This window comes from Neisseriaceae bacterium CLB008 (genome assembly GCA_041228285.1).
Lineage (GTDB): Bacteria > Pseudomonadota > Gammaproteobacteria > Burkholderiales > Neisseriaceae > JAGNPU01.
The window spans coordinates 1399398-1424076 of the sequence record CP166133.1 but is presented as its reverse complement, the minus strand read 5'-3'; the positions used below and the strand labels follow the sequence as shown (position 1 = coordinate 1424076).

Here is a 24679-nt window from a genome sequence, read left to right as displayed (position 1 = left end):
ATAATGAGCGTAAGCTTTAAAGATACCTTAAATAACAGCATAAGCAAACCAACTAGCGTCCAAATCGTTTAGAGCCTGCTACACAGAGGATGACGCCGAGGGTGGTGAACAGCATGGTTGGGCTTACAGCCTCGTGCAATAGCCAGGCTGCCAAAGCAAGGCCAAAGAAGGGCTGCAACAGCTGTAATTGGCCCACCGCAGCAATGCCGCCTTGAGCCAAGCCTTTGTACCAAAAGAAAAAGCCGATTAACATGCTGAATAAAGAAACATAGGCTAGGCCAAGCCATGCCGCCAGATCAACCTGGGCCACGGTTTCGGGCTGCAGCAGCCACGCCATCATGATCATTAAGGGCAAAGACAGCACAAGAGCCCAACAAATCACTTGCCAGCCGCCCATGCTTCGTGACAGCTTGGCACCTTCCGCATAGCCTAAGCCACAGATGACGACGGCTGCCAACATCAATAAATCGCCCACTAATGAGGCGCTACCGCCTTGGCTTAAGGCAAAGCCCATGACCAATAGGCTGCCGACAATGGAAAATCCCCAAAAAGCAGGGCGCGGACGTTCACCGCCCCGGATGACGCCAAAAGTGGCCGTGGTCAGCGGTAGCAGGCCCAAGAAAACGATGGAATGTGCCGAGGTAACGTGCTGTAATGCCAGGGCTGTCAATAAAGGAAAGCCAATCACCACGCCAATGGAGACGATGATTAACGGGCCAATTTGATTGGCTGACGGCCATGATTGTTTCAGCTTGAGCAACAGCAGCAACGCCACACCACCCGCAATGCTGGCGCGGGCGGCGGTTAGGAAAACAGGATCAAAGGCCAACACGGCCACGCGGGTGGCCGGTAATGAACCGCTGAAAATCAGCATGCCGATAAAGCCGTTTAGCCAGCCGCTGGCCGAAGAGGGAATGTGTTTATTTTGGGACATGGGGGCTCCGGATGCATGAGTGTATACATAAAGGTCTGTTGGCTCAGGCCATGAATAGGCATAATAGATTTAGCAGTCAGTACAATCAAATTATTGTCATGGATACATTACACAATGCCCCGATTACGTTATAAACATTGGGTCGACGCTTTTGCCGCCGACATTCGCTCTGGCCAGTTAGTAGCGGGCACGCAATTGCCCACGCATCGGCGTTTGGCCGCAGATAAAGGCATGTCTTTGGCGACGGCCAGCCGCGTTTACGCCGAACTAGAGGCCATGGGCCTTGTCAGCGGTGAAGCAGGCCGCGGGACCTTTGTACGAGAAATAGGGTTGCCAGCAGGACAGGGCGTAGAACAGCCGGTAAGCCAAGATTTAATCGATTTAAGCTTTAATTATCCGGCTTTGCCTTCGCAAACCGAAGCCTTGCGGCTGGCCTTACGTCAGTTGACTACTGCGGGAGAGCTGGCGGCCTTATTACGCTATCAACCCCACGGTGGACGGCCACATGAACGGGCCCAGATCGCGCAATACCTTAATAAAAAAGGGTTAAACGTGGCCGCAGAGCAGGTGTTAATCGTCAGCGGTGCTCAGCATGGTTTAGCCACCGTGATCATGGCCTTATTTAAACCAGGGGATGTGATTGCTGTGGATGCCTTAACATACAGTGGTTTTAAGCTTCTGGCGCAGACGTTTCATCTAGAGCTAGTGGCCATTCCTGCCACGCCAGATGGCCCCGATTTAGCCGCATTAGCGCAGTTGTGCAGCCAAAGACGCATACGTGCCGTGTACTGTATGCCCACGCTACACAATCCATTAGGATGGGTTTTAACCCTAGAGCAACGGCTAGCCTTAATTAAATTGGCGCGCCAGCATAATGTAGTGCTAATAGAAGACGCAGCCTATGCGTTTTTAATTGAAGATGCGCCTGCGCCATTGGCTGCGTTGGCGCCAGACATCACGCTATACGTATCGGGGTTTTCCAAGAGCGTGGCCACCGGTTTACGGGTAGGGTGTGTTGCCGCACCAATGGCCTATATTGCTGCTTTAGAACGGGTGATTCGGGCCACTATCTGGAACACGCCCGCCATGATGACGGGCATAGTCTGTGACTGGTTGGCCGACGGTACGGTGGCGGTATTTGAAGCTGAAAAACGCGCTGACGCAGAGGCGCGTCAAGCCATGGCGCAGGCTATATTTGCCGAACAGGGCTTTGTATCACATCCGCAGTCGTATTTTATATGGCTGCCGCTGCCTGAAGGCGTGCGTGCCGACCAAGTCGCCATGGCCTTAATGCACCTTGGCATTGCCGTGTCGACGGCAGAGCCATTTGCAACGACAACGCATGTACCACGCGCCATTAGATTAGCCTTAGGCTCAGTAGCCATGGGCCAACTGCAAGAGACTTTAGAAAAAGTACGCGATCTGATCGAGGTTCACAGTTATGGGTAAAAAATCGGTTGGCTGACCATGGTGGCTAGGGTTCGATCTGGCAGCATAAAAGCAAGACGGTTGATTTCGACTGAAAACGGCTAGACGTTTTCTTTGCATCAGGCTGAAAACATCGGGATTGGGCCAGAAGAGTGGTGTTCTTTGCCATTTATATCAATAAAATTTAACATAATATATATTATGCGAAGTATACATAAGGGTTTCAGAATGGCTTTTGAGCCATTATTAAGCGATTAAAGCTTATTTAAGCTTTAAAATTAACCATATCATTGAAACAGTCTTTAATGGTCAGCCTGTGATGATCACACGATAAACGCTCTATGAATCTATGAATCTATGAATCATCGCATGATCATTCACATACTGAGTCTGATTAGACACTGGTTTTTTTAATCATCATTGCGCCCGTGACATGTATCACTGAATGGATGTATTTTCATGTTCAGCCTGTGAAGTTCTGGCTTAATGCATTAAACAATTTAACCATATGCACATAGCTGTCACCAACGCCGCTGGGCTCAAAATGCTGCGCGCTTAGCCAAAGCCATATGCGCTCAAGTCATGCGTGCCAAACAGTATGGCATACGCTCAAGCACGTGGCCCATGAAGAAAATAAGTAGATGTCGCCTTAATCCTTCGTGGTCAATCTAGCCATTAACCTGATCTTAAATTTAACATAATCAAGCCTACGTACCAGACACTGCCTCTAATGCGCGCTGATATGGGCTTGAATAAAGCCTTTGATGGCCTTAATCATCGGTTCTGGCTGTTCTAAGTGTGGTACGTGGCCGCAGTCAGACAACACTGCAATCTCATTGCGATACGCAGATAAGCCTTGATAACGCTGCGCTTGGGCGGCGCTATTGTATTCATCATGCTCACCCTGAATGCTGAGTATGGGACAAGCCAGCTGGCTAAGGTATTGATCAATGTCCCAGCCCTCAAAATCTTTTCTTAACCAATTGTTTATCCAAGAATTCAAGACCCATTCGGTTTTGTGCTGATGGTGTTTGGCCAGACGTTCAAAATGGGCTGAATCACTAAAATAGGCCTGCGCCGCCAGCACGCCAGCACGAATTTTGGCTTCCATATACGCCGGCGCACCGGCAGTGATTAAGCCCAAGCATTGAGTGGGCTTTGTTGCAGCCATTACTGCCGCCATAACGCCACCGACGCTGTGGCCTAAGAGCATGAATTCATTGAATCCTAAGGCGTCACGCACTTGGGCAAACATGGCCGCTTCGTCTAGCATGAAGCTAGTCGGCTGAACACCTGGATAATCAGTAGATAAGCCATAGCCTAAGCGATCATAGCTGATCACGGTTCTGGCCGTGGCCTGAGCTAAATCATGCGGAAACTGGCGCCATTGTTGGGTCGAGCCTAAAGATTCATGGATTAAAACAATGGGGCTAGCCGTATTGGGATAGGCCCATACTTTGGCATACAGGCTGCCGCCGGCTGCTTCAATACGATGTTCTGTAACCGCGAGTGTCGCCATCCTTACCCTCCTCTATGGTGTTTTGCTGGCCTTAACCTTGTTAAGCCGAATTCAGATAAAGCTGAATGGCCTAGGCCTTATGATTGTTGTGTTGAGGCTATTCTAGCATTGCTTAAGCTAACTTTAATCAGTTCAGATTGAATTTAAAGGATTATTTGCCAAAACCATCGGCAGGCTGTTCGTCATATCCCGCCAATTTGGCGCCCTAATCATCATGACTTTAAACAACTAGTTGAGTGGTTCACCCTGCTCTAACAGCGATTAAACGCATAATTTCATGTTATCCCGCTTGGTTTTAACGTAAAATACCCTACAATTGTTCAGCATTATTGATCAATTGTCCTTATTCAACCCAATAGGCCAATCACATATGGGCAGCTATTCCTTTTTACAGATTTTCACCGTGGTGTTTTCCTTATCCATTGCCACAACCTTATTCAACAAGCGCGTTTTAGGCTTGCCAGCCGCTATTGGCGTACCCATTGTATCCGCTATTTTTGTGTTTTTATTGCAATGGGCCGTCAGCCTGTTTGGCCAAAATGACTACATTAAGATTAATATTGATGAAATTGAATCGGCCGTGCGCCACATCAACTTCTACGACTTCTTAATCAATGGCGTGATTTGTTTCATTCTGACGTCGTCGGCGCTTAAGTTTCGCATTTCAGACCTGAAAACCTATTTTAAACCCATTGCCATTCTGGCCAGCATTGCCTTGATTCTGTGCGCCCTCTTTTTCGGCTTTGCCCTGTATGGCTATCAAATGGCCACCGGCCACACCGTTGGCCTCTTGGTGCTGTTGCTGCTTGGTTCGGCTTTAGGCGCCACCGACCCGATTGGGATTAAAGGCGTGCTCAGCTCGGTCAAGGCACCGCATCACCTCATGGTTAAGTTAGAAGGCGAATCCTTGTTTAACGATGCCGTGTGTATCGCTTTATTCATGACGATTCTGGCCATTGTCAAAGGGGGCCATTTTACCTTCATCGGCTCTTTAACCAATTTAGCCTATGAAATCGTTGTGGCGGTGGTAATCGGCATGGCCTTTGGTTGGTTTGTCCTACGCTTATTAAAGGGCAAACACGAAATGGAGTCGTTGATTTTGTCGACCGCTTTCTTGGCCACCGGCTCGTATTTGGTGGCGCTTTATGCTCACGCTTCTGGCCCAATCGCCAGCGTGGTAGCGGGCCTCATGGTAGGCAATCGCTGGCAGGAAATTTTGTCACAGCAAGAAGTCAACGAAGTGAATCACTTCTGGCATACGGTTGAAGGCATCATTAATTCGTTCTTGTTTACCTTGATCGGTATGGAGCTGTTCATCATTGATTTTCACGCCAACTTGCTGATCGGTGGCGTGGTGGCGTTTATTATTTTGCACCTAGCGCGTTTTGCCGGCAATTTCTTGGCGTTTATTCCCTTTCGTCGGGTTAAAAGCAAGAGCTACCACGGCAGCCTCACCATCCTGTCCTGGGGCGGCGTCCGCGGCGGCATTTCTTTGGCCCTTATCTTGGCCGTAGCCAATATGCCGCAGCTAGCGGAATACAGCGATATCTTAATTGGCTATACTTTTATTTGCGTGTTGCTGTCTGGCTTGGTGTGTGGGCTAGGCCTGCCGGGCGTGATGAATGCTTTTTATTACAATCCGGATGAGCCTAAAACGGGTTTTGCTGGCTGGTATCAGCGCATGTGCCACAAGATGAATCGCAGCGGCCTGCAATATGTGGTGACTGAAGACGCTGACGGTAAGGAAAGCATTGCCGTGTTTAATCCTGAATGCTTGGGCTCAGAGGCAGAAATGACGGATGATCAAACCAGCGAAGCGCCAGATGACGATGCAGACGTTGATCTGGCTGAAAAAGTGAAGCGCTTAGAAGATCCTCATAATTTTTAATGCGCCTTTACTTTATATGCTATTAAAACGACTTAGACTTATTCGTCTGAGTCGTTTTTTTTTGGGTGATTGATCGCCGCAACTGCGCGCCTTGTTGAGAGCAGTTAAACTGCCCTATTAAGTTGGCCCCATCAAGAGCTGCTTATGCTATATCTTATGATTGTTTTACACAGGGCTTTTTAGGACGACCTGCATCGCGGGTATTAATTGTGGGCTGTTTGGAATGGCTAAAAAGGGATGAACGGCATGAGTTTTGCTGCTTTGAAGATGGTTAAACCTTGACGTGTCAGCCCGATAGGCCTATTGCTGACTGGTCCCTCCCTACTGCAGACTGAACCTTGGCCTTTAAGTTAGCTTAGATATTAAGTTACTTCACTTAAATACGTTATGTTAAATTTTAACGACAATATCCATTATTAACCCCTGTCTGAGCAATATAGGCTATTAGCGTTTGTGTTTTTTGGCCCAATAGCTGGTTTCATCAGCAAATACTTCGGCATCAATTTCATTGACTCGCTGTAGTAACCGCGTCTGTACGTCTCTCACAGCTTGATTGTAAATGCTTGGGCCTACCTCAGTAAGGATGAAATCTAATAGAAAAGCAGTTTCTAGATTCCCTATCTCAAAATTGAGATCTTGCTCACAGTATTTGGCTAAAGACGCCTCTAACAGCGTTCTTTGGTGTTTGTCTAAGCTAATCGTCATCGCTTACGCTCCTTCTTTACCTGCGCGGGTATATTTTTTGGTGTTGGGCAGGAACAGTGTGAAAATGCCCAGAAGCGGTAAATAAGCGCACAGCTGATAGACAAACACGATGCTGGTTTTATCGGCAATATAGCCTAACACAGCCGCCCCTAGCCCACCCATGCCAAAGGCTAAACCGAAGAATAAGCCCGATACCATACCGATGCGTCCAGGCACCAGTTCTTGCGCATAAACTAAAATCGCTGAAAAAGCCGACGCCAAAATCAACCCAATAATGATGGTCAGCACCCCCGTCCAATATAAAGACGCATACGGCAACAGCAGCGTAAACGGTGCAACCCCGAGAATGGAGCCCCAAATCACGTATTTACGGCCAATCTTATCGCCCAGCGGCCCACCCAAAACCGTTCCAGCGGCCACGGCAAATAAGAATAAAAACAGGTGAAACTGGGCATTTTGGATGGTTAGGCCAAATTTTTCCATTAGGTAAAAGGTGTAGTAGCTGCTGAGGCTAGCCATGTAAAAATATTTTGAAAAAATTAACAGCAGCAAAATCAGCATGGATTTCAGTACCATTGCCCGTGGGTATGGGCTAATGATGTCTATTTGGGGTTTACTTTTGGCCACACGATGCTGGGCTTGATACCAACGGCTAACCTGCAACAGCACAATGATGGCCAGTAGCGCCGCTAAAGAAAACCACGCCACTCGGCCACGTCCGTAGGGCGCAATCAATAAGGCCGCCAGCAACGGTCCTAAAGAGCTACCTAAATTGCCCCCTACTTGGAATAGCGATTGAGCCAAGCCATGTCGACCGCCTGAAGCCATGCGTGCTACTCGTGATGATTCGGGGTGAAACACGGAAGACCCAGTACCGACTAGTGCGGCTGCGATCAATACAATACTGAAACTGGGGGCGACTGCCAGCAGCAAAACGCCGCTTAAGGTAAACCCCATGCCGATGGGTAAGGAATAGGGCTGAGGGTGTTTATCCGTGTATAAACCGATGACGGGCTGCAATAAAGAGGCCGTAATTTGATAGGTCAAAGTGATCAGCCCTACCTGCATGAAGCTGAGGGTAAATTCAGCCTGTAGTAAGGGATACAACGCAAGAATCAGAGATTGAACCATATCGTTCAGCAAGTGGGAAACGCTGATGGCCCCAATGATTTTGAATACGGTTTTCTGTGGTTTGATGGGTGGCGTGGCTGATTTAGAGTGGGTGGTTGTAGACATGGGCTATTTTTATTGGGTTAGATGGTTTTAGCCGTTGATCTTACACCTCAATGCTGGCGCTTGAACAGCCTCCTGCCCTTCTTTGTTGGTGACTATTGTCTGTATCCGTTCAGTAGCCTGATTATTTTAGCAACCTATTAAATGCGTTATGTTAAATTATAACGATAATAATAAATCCCTATCCGTAGACGACATTCATGATGGGCCTGATCCTTCTGCATCTGCCTCGATCCCGACGGTACACCGTATGCTTTGTACGCTGTCTCGCAAGCCCAACCACAGACCAAACCTATGCCAGCGTGCCTGGTTAAAATAAGGGCCTAGCTGACGTTGATGAAGCCCTAGCCGAGTAATCAGCTGTGTTGGCTGGTCGATAGACTGATCCACCCAACGAAATGATAAATCATGCTCTAGCCAAATCCATGTAGCGAACGGCCCTAACGTGTGGCCCACGATGAAGCGATGTCGCCCTGTGCCGGTGCCAAGTGGACTTTGTAATGCACAAAATACCCCACTACTGCCCTCTTGCGCATGGGTCGTAGGCCAAACCCAGCGGTTCGTCCATCGTGGCGATTGACCCGAAACCCACATCATAAGGGGCCATAAACACACGACTAAAATGAGACTACCCCCTGCCCAAAGCATTATTTGACGGCTCAAGGATGAGCCAATGGCTCTGATTGCCTGATACAGGCGGTGCCCAATCAGTCCAGTACTGCCCCACACTAAGATTATGGCGATGAAGGGATAGCTAAAATCAATAAAGCCTAAAAGCCATAGCGTGGTTAGGGCAAGCCACATTAATTGGCCTAACCTAAGACAAAACTGAAGCCATCTAGGCCGTTGAAGGTTCATGCTGATGGATGCTCGCTTTGATTTAAATACATTCAGCCTCGAACTTTAAGCCATTTTACCTGCCTTGTCGCCCCATGAATGCCAGCATGCCTGAACATTAATCGGCTATTGCCCTTACGGCCACGACGGCAAATCCATCCCTCTGAGCCAAAAACAACAGCCGAGTGGCGACCAATGCCCCCTTTAACTTAGGGTAAAAAATTCTAGGACGCTGACTGCTCTGGGTGTTTGATGTGGCCGGCCTACTTAGCCCGCGACAATAAGCAATGGCACAACCGCTTTTTGATCGACTCTTTAAGGCAGCTTCGCGATTAAAAAAACCCGTTAAGCGGCCTCGTCCACTACAGCCATCGCCACGACGATGCCCACTAAAACGCCTATTACCATGCCTAATATCGCGCCTAAAATGGCCCCTTCATCCCCCTGCGTGACCCCACCGATTACGCCCCCTAATATCGCGCCCACGATGCCGCCCACAACGGCCCCAACCATACTGCTTTGTTTCACCGCCATGTGACCTCCCCTTGTCATTATTTATAGGTGCTGAGCGAGCCTGTGCCCGAAATAAATAATCATGAGGCCTTTTTAATGACAATGTCAACATTATATTTTATTTAATATGTTTAAATTGAAATACTTATTAAAAACGAAAACAATTTAACACGACAAAGACAAAACACGGCCAAGCCGCTTAGCCACCCAATAACCGCCATTAGTGTCACCTTGGCCAAGCTATTCTAGGCCGCTAATAGTCTTATATGCTCAAGAATCTGGATTTATCCTTTATACTGTGCTTGAACCCATGCAGCGCTGCGGTATTGGTCAAGAACGGTTCTAGACACTATGGCCCATTTATGGGCGGTTTCAACATCTTTATTAGGAGCACTGACATGACTGCTGTCGTTTTACCCTTGCGTAGCCTTTTGTTTGTGCCTGCTACACGCCTTGAGCGCATTGAAAAGGCCATCAATACTGGCGCCGATGCGGTGGTGGTGGATTGGGAAGACGCGGTGGCTGATGCAGATAAAGTCCAAGCCAGAGCGGCTACTATAGCCTATTTGGCGACCCAACCGGCCATCAAGGTTTGGGTGCGCGTGAATGCAGCACACAGCGCCTATCATGCAGATGATGTGCTGGCCTGTCAGCACTGTGAAGGCATTGTCGGCGTTTTATTACCCAAGGCTGAGCGCATGGCTGACGTTGAGGCAGTTGCCAAAAAGACAAACAAGCCCATCATCGCCCTCATCGAATCTCCTCGCGGCTTAATTAATCTGCCTCAAATTGCCCAAGCCCAAGGCCTAAGTCGGCTCAGTTTTGGCGCTTTAGATCTGGCCCACGCTCTGGGCGTGACGCCCGACACCCCAGGTGGCGATTTCATCATGCATCAAATTCGTTATCAGCTTCTGCTGCACACCCAGGTTAACGATCTCGCTGCGCCAATTGATACGGTTTATCCCGATTTTAACGATGAGGCAGGCCTAAGCCATAGGGTTGAGCTTTGGCAACAAATGGGGTTTGCCGGCATGTTGTGCATTCATCCACGCCAAATTGCCTCAGTACACGCCCATTTACAGCCAGACCCTGCACTCTTGGCCTGGGCCTCGGCGGTCGTGATCGCGGCCGATGAACGCGGCCAAGTGGCTTTTCAACTCGATGGTGAAATGATTGATGCACCCGTGATTGCTCGCGCTAGGCGCTTATTGGCCCAAGCTAATCAATAACGCCTGCTCGGTTTCAGCGGCGCGGCGCCAACCCTGAGACTGAGGCAGGGCCGAGCATAGCTACATTTTCTGGGTGATTTTGTCTAAATTTAGGCTACGCGCCATGGCGTCGAAAATCTTGGTATAGCTACCGCCTTCTGCGTAGATAGATTCATGCGTGCCCGACTCCACCACGCGACCATCCTCTAAAACATACATATAGTCTGCATCAATGATTTGCGAAATACTGTGCGAAATCATGATCACGGTGCGGTCTTTTTTGATCGCATCTAAACTATTTTTGATTTGCTCGGTAGCCACCGCATCGAGGCTGGCGGTCGGTTCATCCAAGAAAATAATCGGTGGATCTTTAATGAACATCCGGGCAATGGCAATGCGCTGCTGCTGGCCGCCTGAAAGCTGTAGCGCACGCGACTGGTATTGATCAGGCAGGGCCATGATTTGATCGTGGATATAGGCTTTTTTTGCCGCGGCAACAACGTCCTCAAAGCTGGCGGCAGCGTCGCCATAGCGAATATTCTCTTCAATGCTGCCGCTGAAAATATGGTTTTTTTGCAGCACCAAGCCAATGTGATCACGCAAAAAACGGGTGTCGTAATCCTCTAATGCTACGCCGTCTAGCGTAATGGAACCCGAATCAGGCTGATAAAACTTATCCAGCAGGCTGATCAAAGTGCTTTTACCGGCGCCAGAGAGGCCTACTAAAGCGGTGATTTTGCCTTTGGCGATGGTCATATTGACGTTGTGCAGGGCTTTCGTGCCGTTCGGGTAGGTGAAGTCGACGTTTTGTAAGACAAACTCGCCCCTAGGTGTCTCGCCCTGATAATCACCGGTCTGCTCAGTTTCTTCTTCGGCGTTGAGAATTTTAAAATAGCTTTCCGAGTAAATCAGGGCATCGTTCATTTCATCGTAAATACGATGTAGCTGGCGGATCGGCGCCGAGACATTATTAAACAATAAAATATGGAACATGATGGCGCCAATGGTCATGTCGCCTTTGAGTACCAAATAAGCGGTGAGAATAATCACCAACACCACGCCAAACTGTTCTACAAACGACTTTAAACCATCAAAAAGAAAGCTTAATCGTCGCGTTTGCAGCTGGTTGTCGGTTAAGTCTTTTTGCAGATTCAGCTGTTTGGTGCCTTCTTGCTGCTCGCGGTTAAACGACTTAATCACGGTGATCGAATCAATGATGCTGATGATGCCTTGGCTTTTAGATTCTCGATCGCGCCTAAGGGTGCGGCGCCAGCCTTTTAGCTTGCTGGCTTGGCGCTTGGAAATGTAAAAATAAACCGGGATGATACACAGGCCGACTAAGCCAACGTAAACATTGGCATAAAACATCAGCGCCAATGCCATTAAGGAGTTAGCAAACAGCGGCAAGATGTCGATGAAAAAGTTTTGCACCAGCCGCGTCAGGCTACCGATGCCGCCATCAATCCGGGTTTGTAATCGGCCCGCCTCATTGTCATTATCGGCAAAGAATGACAGCTTATAGGTGAGGATTTTAACAATAATGGCCTGGGCTAAATCTTGCGACACCAAAATACGCAGCCGTTCACCGTAGAACTTTTGCCCAAACTGCACCACGGCGCTGATTAACTCTTTGCCCAATAAAATAGCGCTGATGACCAACAGTAGCTGGCCACCTTCGGCTAAGCCCTGCCCTTCATTCACCATGGTGCTGATGGTGTCGACCACATAGCGCAGCACTAAGGCATTCACCTGAGCGGCTCCAGCACCAATAAACGTCAAGACTAAAGTGGCCATGACCAGCCAGCGGTAAGGCCGTACAAACCTGCGTAGATTGCGAAACAGTTCAAATAAAGTCATAAGGTTTAGCGCTGCACCAAAAGATATTAAGAATGATTAACTATAGTACAAAAGACAACTGAGCAATACTCGCATTTATGTCGCACAGTAGAGGCAAAAACGGCCAGCAAAGCTGGCCGTTGGCTCGTAAAACAATTAATAATAGGCGCTGATAAGGTAGCCTATCACCACCACGGCAAACAGGCCAAACACCACGCTTGCCCATATTTTGAACTCGGCGTCTAGTTGGCGCTTGTCCTCTGGTGAAATGGCCTCTGGCGTCACAAACACCGGCTTACCAAATTTGGTTCGCTTATGACTGCGGGCAAAATAAATCACGCCACCTAAGACACACCACAAGAAGCCGCTGATGAAGGCCGCGCGATCTAACTGCGACATCAAAATCAAATACACCAGCACGCTGAATACGGCGCCGAAAATCGCCATCGGCGCTTTAAATGGACGCGGCATGTCCGGATAGCGCCAGCGCAAGAAAATCGACGCCACGAGGCCAATCACGTAGTAAAACAGATCGGCAAACAGGCTGAGTGAGGCAATGTAAATAATGGATTTAGTGCTGATCAAGCCCACAATCACCACGCCCATAAACGCCACCGCCACGTGTGGGGTTTTAAAGCGCGGGTGTAGCTTACCCAAGGCCGCCGGTAAGACGCCGTCTTTAGCCATACTGAACAAATAACGTGCAGGCGCCGCCACGCTTGGGTTTAAGGTTGAAAAGTTACCGCCAATGGTGATGCCCAAGCACAGCATGATCAAGGGAAAGCCTAAAATACCAGCCTGCTTCATGGCTTCAGCGTAAGGCGCTTCTGCCGCCACCAGCATGGCTAATTTTTCTGGCGGCACAATGCCGATTAAGAACCACTGAAAGCTGGCGGTAACAATGAACACAATAAACGGTGCTAATAATAAGGCGCGCGGAATGTTGACCTGAGGATGCTTGATTTCAGAGCCCAAAGAGCAGCAGGTTTCGAAACCGGCAAAACACCACCAAACCAAGCCCGTGGCGGCGATAAAGGTTGCAACGTCTAGATTGCCTGCGCCCAAAGGCACCACGGCTTGATAGTTGGCAAAGTCGAGGTGAGACCACATGCTGATGAACCACACGATGGCCACGCCCCAGAAGAAAAACATAAACGCATTTTGCAGCTTGCCCGACAGCTTCACCCCACGCCAGTTGATGACAATGAAAATCGACACCGCCAGAACGGCGATGATGCGATCATCGAGATTCAACGGCAGGCCAATGACTTCAAACAGGGTTTTAAGATAAAACGAAAACGCTAAGGCTTCCGCACTGGCCACCGCGATCAAGGAGATCACAAAACTCCAGCCTGCCTGCATGCCCCAAAAATTGTTGATGCCACGAGTCGCATATTGATAGGTACCGCCTTCGTAAGGCATGGCCGCACCCAGTTCACCATAAATCAAGGCTGGAAAAATACTCACCAATAGCGCCACCAAGGTCGCATAAAAAGTGGCGCTGCCTAATGTACCCACCACGCTGGAGCCAACGGTGAATAGTCCCACCCCAATCACGGTGCCCACCGTTAGGGTAATCGCTTCTTTTAAACCCAGCGAACGTGCTAGGCCAACTGCCTCTGGCATGATGACTTCCTTCTTGAGTGTGCTGCAACAATCGCAACAAAATGGCCATCATAGTGCCACTTAGGGGTAAAAAGCAAAAATAAATGGCCGTCTAGAATGCTTCGTTTTTAAATCTAATGCGTCTTGAGTGCTCCTTACGCCAGCAATCGCCTCAATTTTCTTTATTTGTCTTACATCATTGTGTGCCGTTGCAGCATTTTGATTCAAAATAGCCTAATCCTGATCATGCCCAACAGCCCCATACCCACAGCGCTGGATACAAAAAAACCGCCCCAGAGGGCGGCGGTTGGTGTCTTCATAAAGCCTATTGCAGTTTTTTAACCCCTTTGATGTCCAAAGTGACGCGACGATCTGGCTGTAAACACGCTTTAAGCTCGGCCGTGGCCTTATTGCCCACACAGTTGGTTGTCACAGGTTCGTTTGCCCCCGCGCTGTTTACCGTCATCGCTGCATTAATGCCTTTAGACTTTAAGTAGTCATGTACGGTTTGCGCCCGCGCCAAACCAAGCTTTTGGTTGTAAGTTGTGGGGCCTAGCCGATCGGTGTGCCCCGTAAGGTCAATACTGGCGATTTGTACATAACCTTCGTTGATTCGGCTCACCAGTTCATCCAAGACGCGCCGCCCTTCTGGGAGCATGTCGTTGAGGTCAGAGCGATCAAACTTAAACAAGGCGTCGGCAGAAACATTGATGCGTTCACTTTGCGCTACGGGTACTGCCGCCGCAGGAGTGGGACACCAGCTATTATTGACATCCTTTAGGCTACCGCAGGCACTTAACAGTAAGGCACTGCCCAAAAGGCTTAATTTCACCATGGTTTTGGTATTCATAATCTATCCTTTACGTTCTAACGGCTTTGTTAAACAACGCCTTACCACATGTGTTTCAAACCGAGGGTGCCGCCGTAGCCTTCACGCTTGGCGCCGTCAAATGAATGCTCGTAACGGGCATCCGCGTATAGATAGGCCGACTTCGCGATCGGCAGCTGCATCCCTACCGCAACTTCCCCCCAAGTATTGCCGTAGCGCTCACGCAGCGCCACGCCTTCTAAATTCACCTTAGCGGGCTTGATGAAATCATGCAGCACATTAAACGAGGTATAGAATGTTTTGGTGCGGAACGCTTCGGTTGGTGCGTTATAGGCCAAACGCGCCCCTAAACGCCCGCGCACGGCGTGGGTGTTCTTTTGATCAACGTCTAAAGCATCATCTTTCGGGTCTTTTAATCGTAGATACTGGTAGGTTAACTGTGCCTGAGGCTCGACTAACCAACGCGATTCGCCCAACTGGAATGGGCGACCGATTTCAGCCGACAAGGCCGCGCCGTAGCCATTTTGCTTGACGCTTCCATCGCCTTCTTCCAGCTTATACTTATTGCGAACATAGTTTACTTGGCCGACCAAATCTAAATAGGTGCCGTTTTTCGCATAAGTGGTTGAGTACAGGCCTAATGAACCAAGGTGACTTTTGGCCGTACCGGTTTTCTCATCCTCGTGATGGGCACCCTTTTGGTCAAAGAACTTGGTCTTGCCATAGCCATAAGATGCCATGATGCCCGTATGGCGGCGGCTACCGGTGGCTTCGTCGACGTTGATGCTGAGGTCTTGTCCTAGCTGGAAGCCATACATGCTGATGTCGCTATCGAACTGTTCTTTACCGGTTTGCTTTAATCGCTTGCCGTAGAGTCGTCCCCAGGTTTGGGCATCTACTTGATTTTGACATTGGCTACAGTCATCCCAAGCCATGACTTGATTCTCCCCAACGCGCTGATGCAGGCTCCCTATATTCGTGTAAATCATTTCCGTATTGGCATTAGCCATTTGAGCATAACCGGGTATTTCAGGTGCAAATGGCTCAGCGGCCCAGACGGCAGGGCTGGCTAGCGCCATGGTCACGGCTAGAGCGACGGTTTTAGGGGCCAGCATACGGCCATCTTCTGTCGTCTGCCAATTGGCTTTATCGATCTGATTCATAGCGTTCTTCCTTTATGAAACGGAGCACCAAACATCTCTGCTCCGATGAGCAAACAACCCTGTCGTGTCTAAAATAGAAACCATGTCACAAAGAACTCAAGCAAAAAATAAACTCATGCCATCAATACTTTAGAGTGTTGATCCATCATGCCGTTTTATACTAGTACCATATATGACAAAAAGTCATGTCATTCAGTATGCCAAAGCTAAAATAACAGCTTAAACCCCTATTTTCACAGCGTAATCTTCACTTTTTAAGCCTCATGACATGGCCGTCTAGACCCTATACACCACACTTACAGCCTAAACAGCTGAGATATATGACAAAAAAACCACACTTATGGGCCATAACTGCCCATAAGTGTGGTAATTGGGGTCTATATGAATGGGACTTCTCATGAATGAACACGTGATGATCCCTCCCGTAGAGTCCACTGTGTTCACTTCGTCATCATAGTGTCACATCATGCTTTCGCCTTCTGTCCATTAAGTCTCTATCCTTTTCAGCCCCTTCACCAACCATGACAAAATAATGAAGCCCTATATTCACTAAAGCTATGTTCACATCCCTGTCACATTCCCTCTCTATACTCACTCGCAATGATTCAGGTACTGGGCATCTAGTCCCGAAACCCCTCTTAATTAACGTCAGCGCACACAGGAGTCGAATGACATGCTGTCCTTACAAAACATCAGCAAAAGCTATGGCCTGCACCCCGTGCTCGCCAACATTAGCTTTGACGTAGAGCCAGGGGCCATCGTGTCCATCTTAGGGCCTTCCGGCTGCGGCAAGACCACTCTTTTAAACATGATCTTGGGCCTAGTCACGGGTGACGCCGGTAAAATTGTTTTCCAAGGTGAAGACGTCAGCCACAAGGCCATGAACCAGCGTGGCTTTAATATTGTGTTTCAAGACTATGCTTTATTCCCCCATTTAAGCACCCGCAAAAATATTGAATACGGCTTAAGAAACCTCAAAATCAAGCCAGACCAAGCCCACATTGATGAGTTGATCGAGTTATTAGGCTTGGCCCCCCACTTAGACAAAAACATTGACCTACTGTCTGGTGGCCAGAAACAACGCGTTGCCCTAGCCCGTACCTTGGTCATGCAGCCTAAGGTTTTGCTATTAGATGAGCCTTTAAGCGCTTTAGATGGCGTCATTAAAGAATCTATTAAAGAGCGCATTAAAACCATCGCCAAAACCCTCAAGCTCACCACCTTAATCGTGACCCACGACCCCGAAGAAGCCATGACGCTGTCGGACAAAATCTTAATTTTAAATGAAGGCCAAATCGCTCAATACGGCACTCCTGCCGAGATCATCCATCGGCCAGCTAATGACTTTATCTCTTCATTTATTTTGAATCAGCTACACATTAAGCGTCACAATATTTTGCACTTGTTTGGAGCAGTAGATGAACCACAAACAGCCTGAGCTAAAGTTAATCTACGCCGTCGTACTGCTGGTATTTGCGGTTTTTCTCTTAGGCCCGATGGCCGTCTTGCTGCAACGCGCATTTCACCTCGATACGGGTTGGGGTTTGGCTCACTTTAGCAGCATGCTTCACAACCCCAGCTTCATCCAAGCGTTTAAAAATAGCCTTGTGGTGTCGATCAGCACCGCTTTTCTGGCCACGTTTTTAGCCTTCATCGTGGCTTATGCCGTCAATATGACCCATATCCCCAAATGGCTAAAGAAAACCCTGTACATGCTGGCTCAGTTTCCCATGCTGCTGCCCACCATCACCTACGGCTTTGTGATCATCTATACCTTTGGGAAGCAAGGTTTACTCACGCAAATCATTGGGGTGCAAATATTCAGCGACATCTACGGCTTTAAAGGCTTACTGCTGGGCTATACACTTTATACCTTACCCATCTGCTTTATCTTGATTAACAATACTTTTAGGTATTTAGATAAGAAGTTTGTGGTGGTCTCTATCGTCATGCAGGACAGCGCTTGGCGCCGATGCCGCACCACGCTGTTGCGGCCATTATTGGGCACGTTTGCGGCGGCATTGATTCAGGCCTTTTTCTTATCCTTTACCGACTATGGCATTCCCGCTTCGGTAGGCGGACGCTTTGAGGTCGTGGCCACGCATCTGTATCAAGAGATGCTAGGGGTCAATCCATCGTTTGAACGCGGCGCCGTGATCGCTTTATTCATGCTGGCACCCTCACTCATCAGCATTGCCCTGTTGCAATACCTAGAGCGCTACAACATCCGCTATCAAAAAGTCTCGCAGTTAGAGCTGCCTCGCTCACCCGTACAGGATTGGCTTTTTGGCGGCCTCGCCACGCTAATCGTCACCGCGATGATGGCCATCTTCTTGGTGATGTTCATTGCGCCAATGACGGAAAACTGGCCCTACATCTTGAGATTCAACGCTTTTGCATTGAAAGACGTACTGACCTCCCACACCATGATGACCGTGTATCAAAACGCGTTATGGGTCGCCTTAGCTACGGCGGTTTTGGGCACGATCTTGGCCTTTGGCGCGGCCCTGACCACGGCACGCTCAGGCATGGCTCAGAGTTTAAAAACCATCATGGAAGCCCTGATTCTGATTACCAGTAGCGTACCGGGCATGGTTTTGGGCATTGCCTTCCTACTGATTTTTGCCGGCACCAGCCTGCATAACACTTTGATGATCATCGTGCTGTGTAACATCGTGCACTTTTTCTCAACGCCTTACCTCATGGCCAAGAACGCCCTAGGCAAAATGAACCACAACTGGGAAAGCACGGCAGCCTTAATGGGCGATCGCTGGTTACAAACCATATGGCGCATTCTGCTGCCCAATGCCAAGACGACGCTGGCCCATATGTTCACCTATTTTTTCATCAACGCCATGGTTACCGTTAGTGCTGTGATTTTCATCACTGGCGCCCGCACCATGGTCATCACCACCAAGATTAAAGAATTACAGCATTTTGCTAAATTTGATGAAATTTTTATTCTGTCGATTTTTATTTTACTCACCAATCTAGCCCTCTTGGCCATTATGAAGGCCAGCAGCAAGCTAAGCACTCGTTAAACCTTACTCACGAAAAGGACACACCATGCACTCAACCCTAAAAAAACTGACCCTAGCCTGCTCTGTTGCCTTACTGCTAAGTGCCTGCGGCGGCAGCGACAACGGCACCACGGCCAGCAATGAACAAATCATCATCTACACCAATGCCGATGACGAAGCTAAAACCGCCATGGCCGATGCCTTAAATGGTGCAGGCATGGAAGGCAAATACCTGATGCAAACCTTTGGTACCTCCGAACTGGGCGGGCGCCTCTTAGCCGAGGGTAAAAACATCGAGGCCGACATGGTCACCATGAGCTCGTATTTTCTAGACAGTGCCCAAGCCCAAAACCAAATGTTTGTGCCGCTGACGTTTGAGCGCAAAACCTTAACCGCCTACCCTGATTTTTACGCCCCGATTACCAGCCAAGAAGGCACCATCATCGTCAATACGCAGGAGTTGGCCGCCAAGAATCTGGCCAAGCCTACTTCGCTGAAAGACTTAGGCAAGCCCGAGTACAAAGATTTGGTGTCGATTTCCGACCCTAACGGTTCCTCTACCGCCTGGTTGTTGACCCAAGCCATCGTCAGCGCCTACGGCGACGGCCCTGCTGGTAAGGACGTCATGAACAGCATCATCCACAACGCCGGCCCTCACGTCGAACAATCTGGCTCAGCCCCGCTCAAGAAAACCCGTGCCGGTGAAGTGGCCCTTGGTTTTGGCCTACGCCAACAGGTAGTGGCCGATAAGGTAAAAGGCCTACCGATTGATTTAGTGGACCCGACTGAAGGCAACTTTGCCCTTACGGAAGCTGTGGCCGTCGTCGACAAAGGCGACAAAACCAATCCCTTGGCCAGACAAATGGCCGAGATCATCGTTAAAGAAGGCCGCAAGGGTTTGATTAAATACTATCCAAATGCCCTCTACGAAGGTGAGACCACCGACGCCAGCCAGCGCTCGGCCCACCCCAAGCAATTTGCCCAGCCCTTGACCACAGACTTACTAGAACAGCACAAAGCATTTTTTCACAACCAAAAACCATAAGGCTTAGGATTCTTCATGTTAGCGTATAAATTACTGACCCCCGGCCCCTTAACCACCAGCACCAGCGTTAAGGCCGCCATGATGGTCGATCACTGCACTTGGGACGATGATTACAAAATCATCACCCGCGACATCCGCCAGCAGCTGCTGGCCCTGGCCCACGCCCCAAACAGCGACTACACTGCTGTGTTGATGCAAGGCAGCGGCAGCTTTGGCGTGGAGTCGGTGTTGACCAGCGTGGTAAAGGCCGACGAGACCGTTCTGGTGGCCAGCAACGGTGCCTATGGTGAACGCATCGTCGACATGCTTAACTATGCCGGTATCAAGCACGTCGTGCTGGCACAGACCTATCATGAGCCCATTGATGCCGCGGCCATCGCGGCTAAGCTTACGGCCCAACCAGAGATCCAGCACGTAGTCATGGTACATTGCGAAACCACTACCGGTATTTTGAACGACATCGCCGCCGTCGGTAAGGTGGTAAATGCACACCAAAAAACCTTCATCGTTGACGCCATGAGTAGCTTTGGCGGCATCGACATCCCCATGCCGACCTGGCACATTGACTACCTCATCAGCAGCGCCAATAAATGTATTCAAGGCGTGCCTGGGTTTGCCTTCATTTTAGCCAAGCGCGACAAGCTGGCGGCCAGCAAGGGCCATGCCCGTAGCCTGAGCCTAGACCTGCATGCCCAGCATGAGGCCATGGAGCAAGATGGCAAATGGCGCTTTACGTCGCCGACCCACACCGTCTTGGCCTTTGCCCAAGCACTGAAAGAGCTAGAAGCCGAGGGCGGCATTACCGCGCGCCAGCAACGTTACGCCAGCAATAACGCCTTACTGCGCCAGCTACTGGCTGAAGTCAATATTCGGCCCTACCTAAAGCCAGAACATCAATCGCCCTTTATCAGCACATTTTTATTCCCCCACGATGACTTTGACTTTGCCCAGCTCTACGCCTACGTTAAAGCCCGTGGCTATGCCATTTATCCAGGCAAACTGACCGAAGTGGATACGTTCAGGCTTGGCAATATTGGCGAGATCTACGCCGAAGACATCGTGCGCGTGGCCAATATCATTAAAGACTTTTTACAGGAGTAAGCCATCATGGCAGCGATTACAGGCGTTATTTTTGACTGGGCCGGCACCACCGTTGATTTTGGCTGCATGGCCCCAGTACAGGCTTTTGTAGACACTTTTCAGCGCTGGGACATGGCCGTGACTTTAGACGAAACGCGGGTGCCTATGGGCATGGCCAAGCGCGACCACATTGAGACCATACTGATGATGCCGCGCATCGAGGCTTTGTTCCAAGCCGCCCACGGCCGTTCCTTTACCCAGGCCGACATCGATCTGATGTATGGTCAATTTGAAGCTCAATTGATGGCCAGCTTAAGTGACTACGCCAGCCCCAAACCCCACGTTCTAGACACCATAGACATGTTGAAAGCACGCGGCCTGAAAATTGGCTCTACCACCGGCTACAACGCGAAGATGATGGCGGTGGTGGTCGAAGAAGCGGCGCGCCAAGGCTATTCGCCCGAGCACTGGTGCTGCGCCGATCATGTAGACGGCCACGGCCGGCCTTATCCGTATATGATTTTTCAAAACATGCAGGTCTTAGGCTTGAGCGACGTCGCCAGCGTCATTAAAGTGGGCGATACGGCCAGCGACATCGCCGAAGGCAAAGCGGCCGGCGTTTGGACGGTCGGCATCGTCGAGGGCAGCTCAGAAATGGGCCTAAGCGAAGCAGAATGGCAAGCCTGTAACGAAGACGAAAAAATAGCCCATAGACAGCGTACGGAAGCTGCCTATAGGGCTTATGGTGCTGATTTTGTGATTCAAGACGCCAGTGGTCTCGTGCGCGTTATTGACGCCCTGAATCAAGCCTAAAACGTCATCCGCACATTGGTGTAATAGCTACGCCCCTCACTGGGATAGGCATCTTCGTAGGTGGCGTAGTTTTTATTAAATAGATTGGTGCTGCCCACGCTCCAGGTTAGGTTTTTAAGGCTGCGCGGCGTCACGCTGATTTTTAAATCCGCAATCGCAGCGCCACCGTTGCGATTCAAATTTGCCGTGTCGGCGGCGCTAGAGGAATAAAAACGCACCGACGGCATGATTTTTACCCCCTCAACCGGCGTCACAATCGCTAAAGCAGAACCCGTATGCTTGGCAATGTCTCGGAAGTAATGGCTGCTGTCGTCCTTATCCTTCATGCTTAAATAAGCATAGTTTAAGCTGGCGGCGAACAAGGAGTTAAACTCATAGTCCACGCTCAGATCAAACCCTTTACGCACCACCTTCCCTTGAGTATTCACGGTTTGCTCCACGCCATAACCCGGATAGGTGATGAAATCCGTGTCGGAGCGCTCGATGTGGTTCTTGGTGCGGCTGTAATAAACGCTAGCGGCCAAATTCATCCCAGCCATCGGCTGACCGGCATAGCCAATCTCTTGATGAATCGCGGTTTCTGGCTTCAAGTCAGGATTCTGTAAAATAATCAGCGGCACTTTGGCATTGTTGCTGCATTTTTTGGCGTTATCAGGGCAGATCAGCTTATCGCCCCCAAAGCCTGAAAACTGCTGCTTAATGGTCGGAAACTTAGTTTTTTTAGCGATGTTGTAATACCATCGGCCTTGCTCATTGGGCCGATACACAATCGCCAACTGCGGATCTAAAGTGTCAATATCGGGGCTGAGCCAATCTTTGCGATTGGGATGGGCCTGCTCAAAGATTTGGTTATAGCGGTTATCGCCCTGCTCGATTTTGCCCATTTTACGCTTGCTGTAGGCCAAGCCCAGCTGAGCTTCCCATTGCTCGTTAAAACGATGCGTGTCTTCTAGGGCAAACGACCAGGTTTTTTGCTCCACCGTTTGCTCGGTACCGGCTATTTTGGTTTGGCTCAGACCCAGGGTGTCATAGCTGCCATGATGGTCAAACTTATAGTACACCAGCGCTTTTAAGGTGTTATTCGGCACGATCTGGGTGCCGAACTCAACCGAGCCACCCCAAGCGTAATCATCGTAGCGGCTGGCGTTGGGGGATGGCTTAGCGCCCGCACCAGCTTTTTTACCCAAAAAGCCGACTAAGGCATTTTGGTATTGATCGTAATACAGACGAGGCTTGACGTAGCTGTGTTCGCCCAGTTGGGTGTGCGACACCAGCGACACGGTTTCTCGGTCCCAAACTGGCCAGCTAAACGTAGTCGGTACAAAGCCTTTATCGGTGTCTTTGGGGCCTTGGCGGCCTTCTTGCTTTAAATAGCTCAGGGCGTATTCGTCGGTTTCATTTGGCGTAAAGCCTAGCTTGAAGCTGATTTTTTTATCGCGTGCCATCATGCTTTTGCGATCGGTGTCTTTGATGCGCTGCTCAGACGGTTGTTTATATCCATCTCCATCATCAACACCATGAAACTTAGCCGCCGCGCGCGTATAGTCGTGTTCCGCATAAGCGGTACTCAATTGGGCATACCATTTTTCTTGCAAGGTACCCAGATGAATGCTGGATTCAAAGCCCTTGCCGGTAAAGGCACCGGCCATGACTTCCGCTTCAAACGCTTTGCTGGGCTTGCGCGACACCACGTTGATGACGCCACCGTAGGCATTAGGGCCATAAATTACTGAGCTATACCCCTTAGCCAGCTTAATGCTGGCCACGTCTTCGGTGCGAAAACGGCTTAAGTCCATCATGCCATCATAGGGTACATAGGCCGGCACGCCATCAATGTAGATGGGCACATCGCCGCTGCCGTAGCCGCGGATGCTGATGCTGGATTCATGGCGCCGGCCAGAAGCCGCATGCCACTGCACGCCTGGCAAGTGCGCCAAGGCTTGGCCTACGTCTTTGGCTTCCAGTTGCTGAATGCGCTTTTGGTCAATCTTCTGCTCCAAAGCGGCGGCAGGGTCTTTTGCCTGACCATAGACGGTGATGGTACCGAGCTGGAATTCAGCTGCTTCGGTAGCGGTGTTGTCTGGGTTTTGTGCCCAGGCGGCGCTAGACAGGACGCTTAAAGCGTATAAAACATGCATATTGATCCGCTTAGGCGGTAAAGTGTGTTGTGACAAAATGGTCATCCTTGAGTATCGATAGGCTGCAATAAATTAAAGAAGGGTTAGGGGTTAAACATCCCAAGACACAAAGGCCCAGACGCGTGAGCGCTGTAAGGGCTGCTGTTGATAATCGCCGTGAAAATAAGCGCTGAGTTTTTCGATTTCCTCAGGGCTTAGTGCCCCAATCGACCAAGAAACGGAACGAATAAAATCGTCTACAGCGGGCACTCGTTTGGCTTCAAACGGCGTTTCAATATAAGAAACCTGAGGCATATAGCCCATCTGGGCCAAAATATTGACGGCGTACAGATAATTCGGAAACCCAACCCCATCGCGGCCCAAGCGGGCCACAATGTCGGGGGCTAGGAAATGCTTATCTACCGTATGGGTGGTGTACACCCGCTTTCTCGCCTTTTGGCTCAGCTTGGCTAAAGCATCCGCCATATCGACACACATGGTCGAACGCGAAGCCACCACGATGTCGCATACGGGCACATCAGCCCAATCATCGGTCCATGACTTCAAAATTGGCTGAAACTGAGTGATGCCCATCTGCGCCGCGCGCTGGCTCGCAACGGCCAACATCCCAGAGCTGTAATCTAGGCCATAAACGGCCTCAAATTGATGCGCTAAAGGCAAAGAAATCGTGGCTGGACCACAGCCCACGTCCAATAGGCTGGTGGCGTCTTCGATTTTCATCTTGGCGATAAATGCCTGAACATAGGGGTTATCTGGATCGGCACAGCTAGCGGCCATCGCCTCTGCTCGTTGATCCCATGCGCTGGCAGGCTTGGGCTGGCGCTCAGCCAAGGCCACGTGTTGGCGATACAGTTCGCCAAAGTCAATTTCATCAATCATCTGTTG

The 24679-nt window shown here is 49.8% G+C and carries 19 protein-coding genes; 8 read left to right on the top strand and 11 right to left on the bottom strand.

Annotation, left to right across the window (positions count from 1 at the left end; genetic code table 11):
* Window positions 1–52 precede the first annotated feature (52 nt).
* The gene (locus AB8Q18_06535) at window positions 53–934 is read right to left on the bottom strand and encodes a DMT family transporter (protein ID XDZ52715.1); all 882 of its coding nucleotides are present in this window, start codon (window positions 932–934) and stop codon (window positions 53–55) included.
* 114 nt (window positions 935–1048) lie between these two features.
* On the opposite strand from AB8Q18_06535, the gene AB8Q18_06530 reads away from it, so the two are divergent.
* Complete coding sequence (locus AB8Q18_06530) at window positions 1049–2383, top strand: PLP-dependent aminotransferase family protein (GenBank protein ID XDZ52714.1); 1335 nt, start codon at window positions 1049–1051, stop codon at window positions 2381–2383.
* 706 nt (window positions 2384–3089) lie between these two features.
* Here AB8Q18_06530 and AB8Q18_06525 read toward each other — a convergent pair.
* Window positions 3090–3881, bottom strand: a complete 792-nt coding sequence (locus tag AB8Q18_06525; protein XDZ52713.1) for an alpha/beta fold hydrolase — start codon at window positions 3879–3881, stop codon at window positions 3090–3092.
* Window positions 3882–4251: 370 nt separating this feature from the next.
* On the opposite strand from AB8Q18_06525, the gene AB8Q18_06520 reads away from it, so the two are divergent.
* Window positions 4252–5769, top strand: a complete 1518-nt coding sequence (locus tag AB8Q18_06520; GenBank protein XDZ52712.1) for a cation:proton antiporter — start codon at window positions 4252–4254, stop codon at window positions 5767–5769.
* 444 nt (window positions 5770–6213) lie between these two features.
* Here the strand turns inward: AB8Q18_06520 and AB8Q18_06515 are convergent, their stop codons facing one another.
* The 3 genes from AB8Q18_06515 to AB8Q18_06505 form a co-directional block, all read right to left on the bottom strand.
* Window positions 6214–6474, bottom strand: a complete 261-nt coding sequence (locus tag AB8Q18_06515) for a DUF2164 domain-containing protein (GenBank protein XDZ52711.1) — start codon at window positions 6472–6474, stop codon at window positions 6214–6216.
* Window positions 6475–6477: 3 nt separating this feature from the next.
* Entirely contained in the window at window positions 6478–7710 is a 1233-nt protein-coding gene (locus tag AB8Q18_06510) for an MFS transporter (GenBank protein XDZ52710.1), read from the bottom strand.
* 1179 nt (window positions 7711–8889) lie between these two features.
* Window positions 8890–9078, bottom strand: a complete 189-nt coding sequence (locus AB8Q18_06505; GenBank protein XDZ52709.1) for a hypothetical protein — start codon at window positions 9076–9078, stop codon at window positions 8890–8892.
* Between the two features lie 377 nt (window positions 9079–9455).
* Here AB8Q18_06505 and AB8Q18_06500 point away from each other — a divergent pair, with 377 nt between their 5' ends.
* Complete coding sequence (locus AB8Q18_06500; protein ID XDZ52708.1) at window positions 9456–10286, top strand: CoA ester lyase; 831 nt, start codon at window positions 9456–9458, stop codon at window positions 10284–10286.
* Window positions 10287–10346: 60 nt separating this feature from the next.
* On the opposite strand, the gene AB8Q18_06495 is transcribed toward AB8Q18_06500, so the two are convergent.
* The 4 genes from AB8Q18_06495 to AB8Q18_06480 all read right to left on the bottom strand — a co-directional run bounded on the left by AB8Q18_06495 (window position 10347) and on the right by AB8Q18_06480 (window position 15698).
* Window positions 10347–12122, bottom strand: a complete 1776-nt coding sequence (locus tag AB8Q18_06495) for an ABC transporter ATP-binding protein (protein XDZ52707.1) — start codon at window positions 12120–12122, stop codon at window positions 10347–10349.
* A gap of 135 nt (window positions 12123–12257) precedes the next feature.
* Entirely contained in the window at window positions 12258–13727 is a 1470-nt protein-coding gene (locus AB8Q18_06490; protein ID XDZ52706.1) for an APC family permease, read from the bottom strand.
* Between the two features lie 304 nt (window positions 13728–14031).
* The gene (locus AB8Q18_06485) at window positions 14032–14556 is read right to left on the bottom strand and encodes an OmpA family protein (GenBank protein ID XDZ52705.1); all 525 of its coding nucleotides are present in this window, start codon (window positions 14554–14556) and stop codon (window positions 14032–14034) included.
* Window positions 14557–14597: 41 nt separating this feature from the next.
* Window positions 14598–15698 carry an autotransporter outer membrane beta-barrel domain-containing protein gene (locus tag AB8Q18_06480; protein ID XDZ52704.1) on the bottom strand — a complete coding sequence of 367 codons (1101 nt, stop codon included), beginning with the start codon at window positions 15696–15698 and terminating at the stop codon, window positions 14598–14600.
* 673 nt (window positions 15699–16371) lie between these two features.
* On the opposite strand from AB8Q18_06480, the gene AB8Q18_06475 reads away from it, so the two are divergent.
* Genes AB8Q18_06475 through phnX form a run of 5 tightly spaced genes read left to right on the top strand, consistent with a single transcriptional unit; the run spans window position 16372 to window position 21656 of the window.
* Window positions 16372–17136, top strand: coding sequence for an ABC transporter ATP-binding protein (locus AB8Q18_06475; protein XDZ52703.1), 765 nt, complete (start codon window positions 16372–16374; stop codon window positions 17134–17136).
* A complete protein-coding gene (locus tag AB8Q18_06470) occupies window positions 17117–18739 on the top strand; it encodes an ABC transporter permease subunit (protein ID XDZ52702.1) in 1623 nt (540 codons plus the stop codon). The genes AB8Q18_06475 and AB8Q18_06470 overlap by 20 nt, the downstream gene beginning before the upstream one ends.
* Before the next feature lie 25 nt (window positions 18740–18764).
* Window positions 18765–19763, top strand: a complete 999-nt coding sequence (locus tag AB8Q18_06465; protein XDZ52701.1) for an ABC transporter substrate-binding protein — start codon at window positions 18765–18767, stop codon at window positions 19761–19763.
* 15 nt (window positions 19764–19778) lie between these two features.
* Window positions 19779–20864, top strand: coding sequence for a 2-aminoethylphosphonate--pyruvate transaminase (phnW, locus tag AB8Q18_06460; GenBank protein XDZ52700.1), 1086 nt, complete (start codon window positions 19779–19781; stop codon window positions 20862–20864).
* A gap of 6 nt (window positions 20865–20870) precedes the next feature.
* Window positions 20871–21656: a phosphonoacetaldehyde hydrolase gene (gene phnX / locus AB8Q18_06455; protein XDZ52699.1), complete on the top strand. Its 786-nt coding sequence runs from the start codon at window positions 20871–20873 to the stop codon at window positions 21654–21656.
* On the opposite strand, the gene AB8Q18_06450 is transcribed toward phnX, so the two are convergent.
* Window positions 21653–23830, bottom strand: coding sequence for a TonB-dependent receptor plug domain-containing protein (locus AB8Q18_06450; protein XDZ52698.1), 2178 nt, complete (start codon window positions 23828–23830; stop codon window positions 21653–21655). The genes phnX and AB8Q18_06450 overlap by 4 nt on opposite strands.
* 54 nt (window positions 23831–23884) lie before the next feature.
* The gene (locus AB8Q18_06445; protein XDZ52697.1) at window positions 23885–24673 is read right to left on the bottom strand and encodes a class I SAM-dependent methyltransferase; all 789 of its coding nucleotides are present in this window, start codon (window positions 24671–24673) and stop codon (window positions 23885–23887) included.
* Window positions 24674–24679 lie beyond the last annotated feature (6 nt).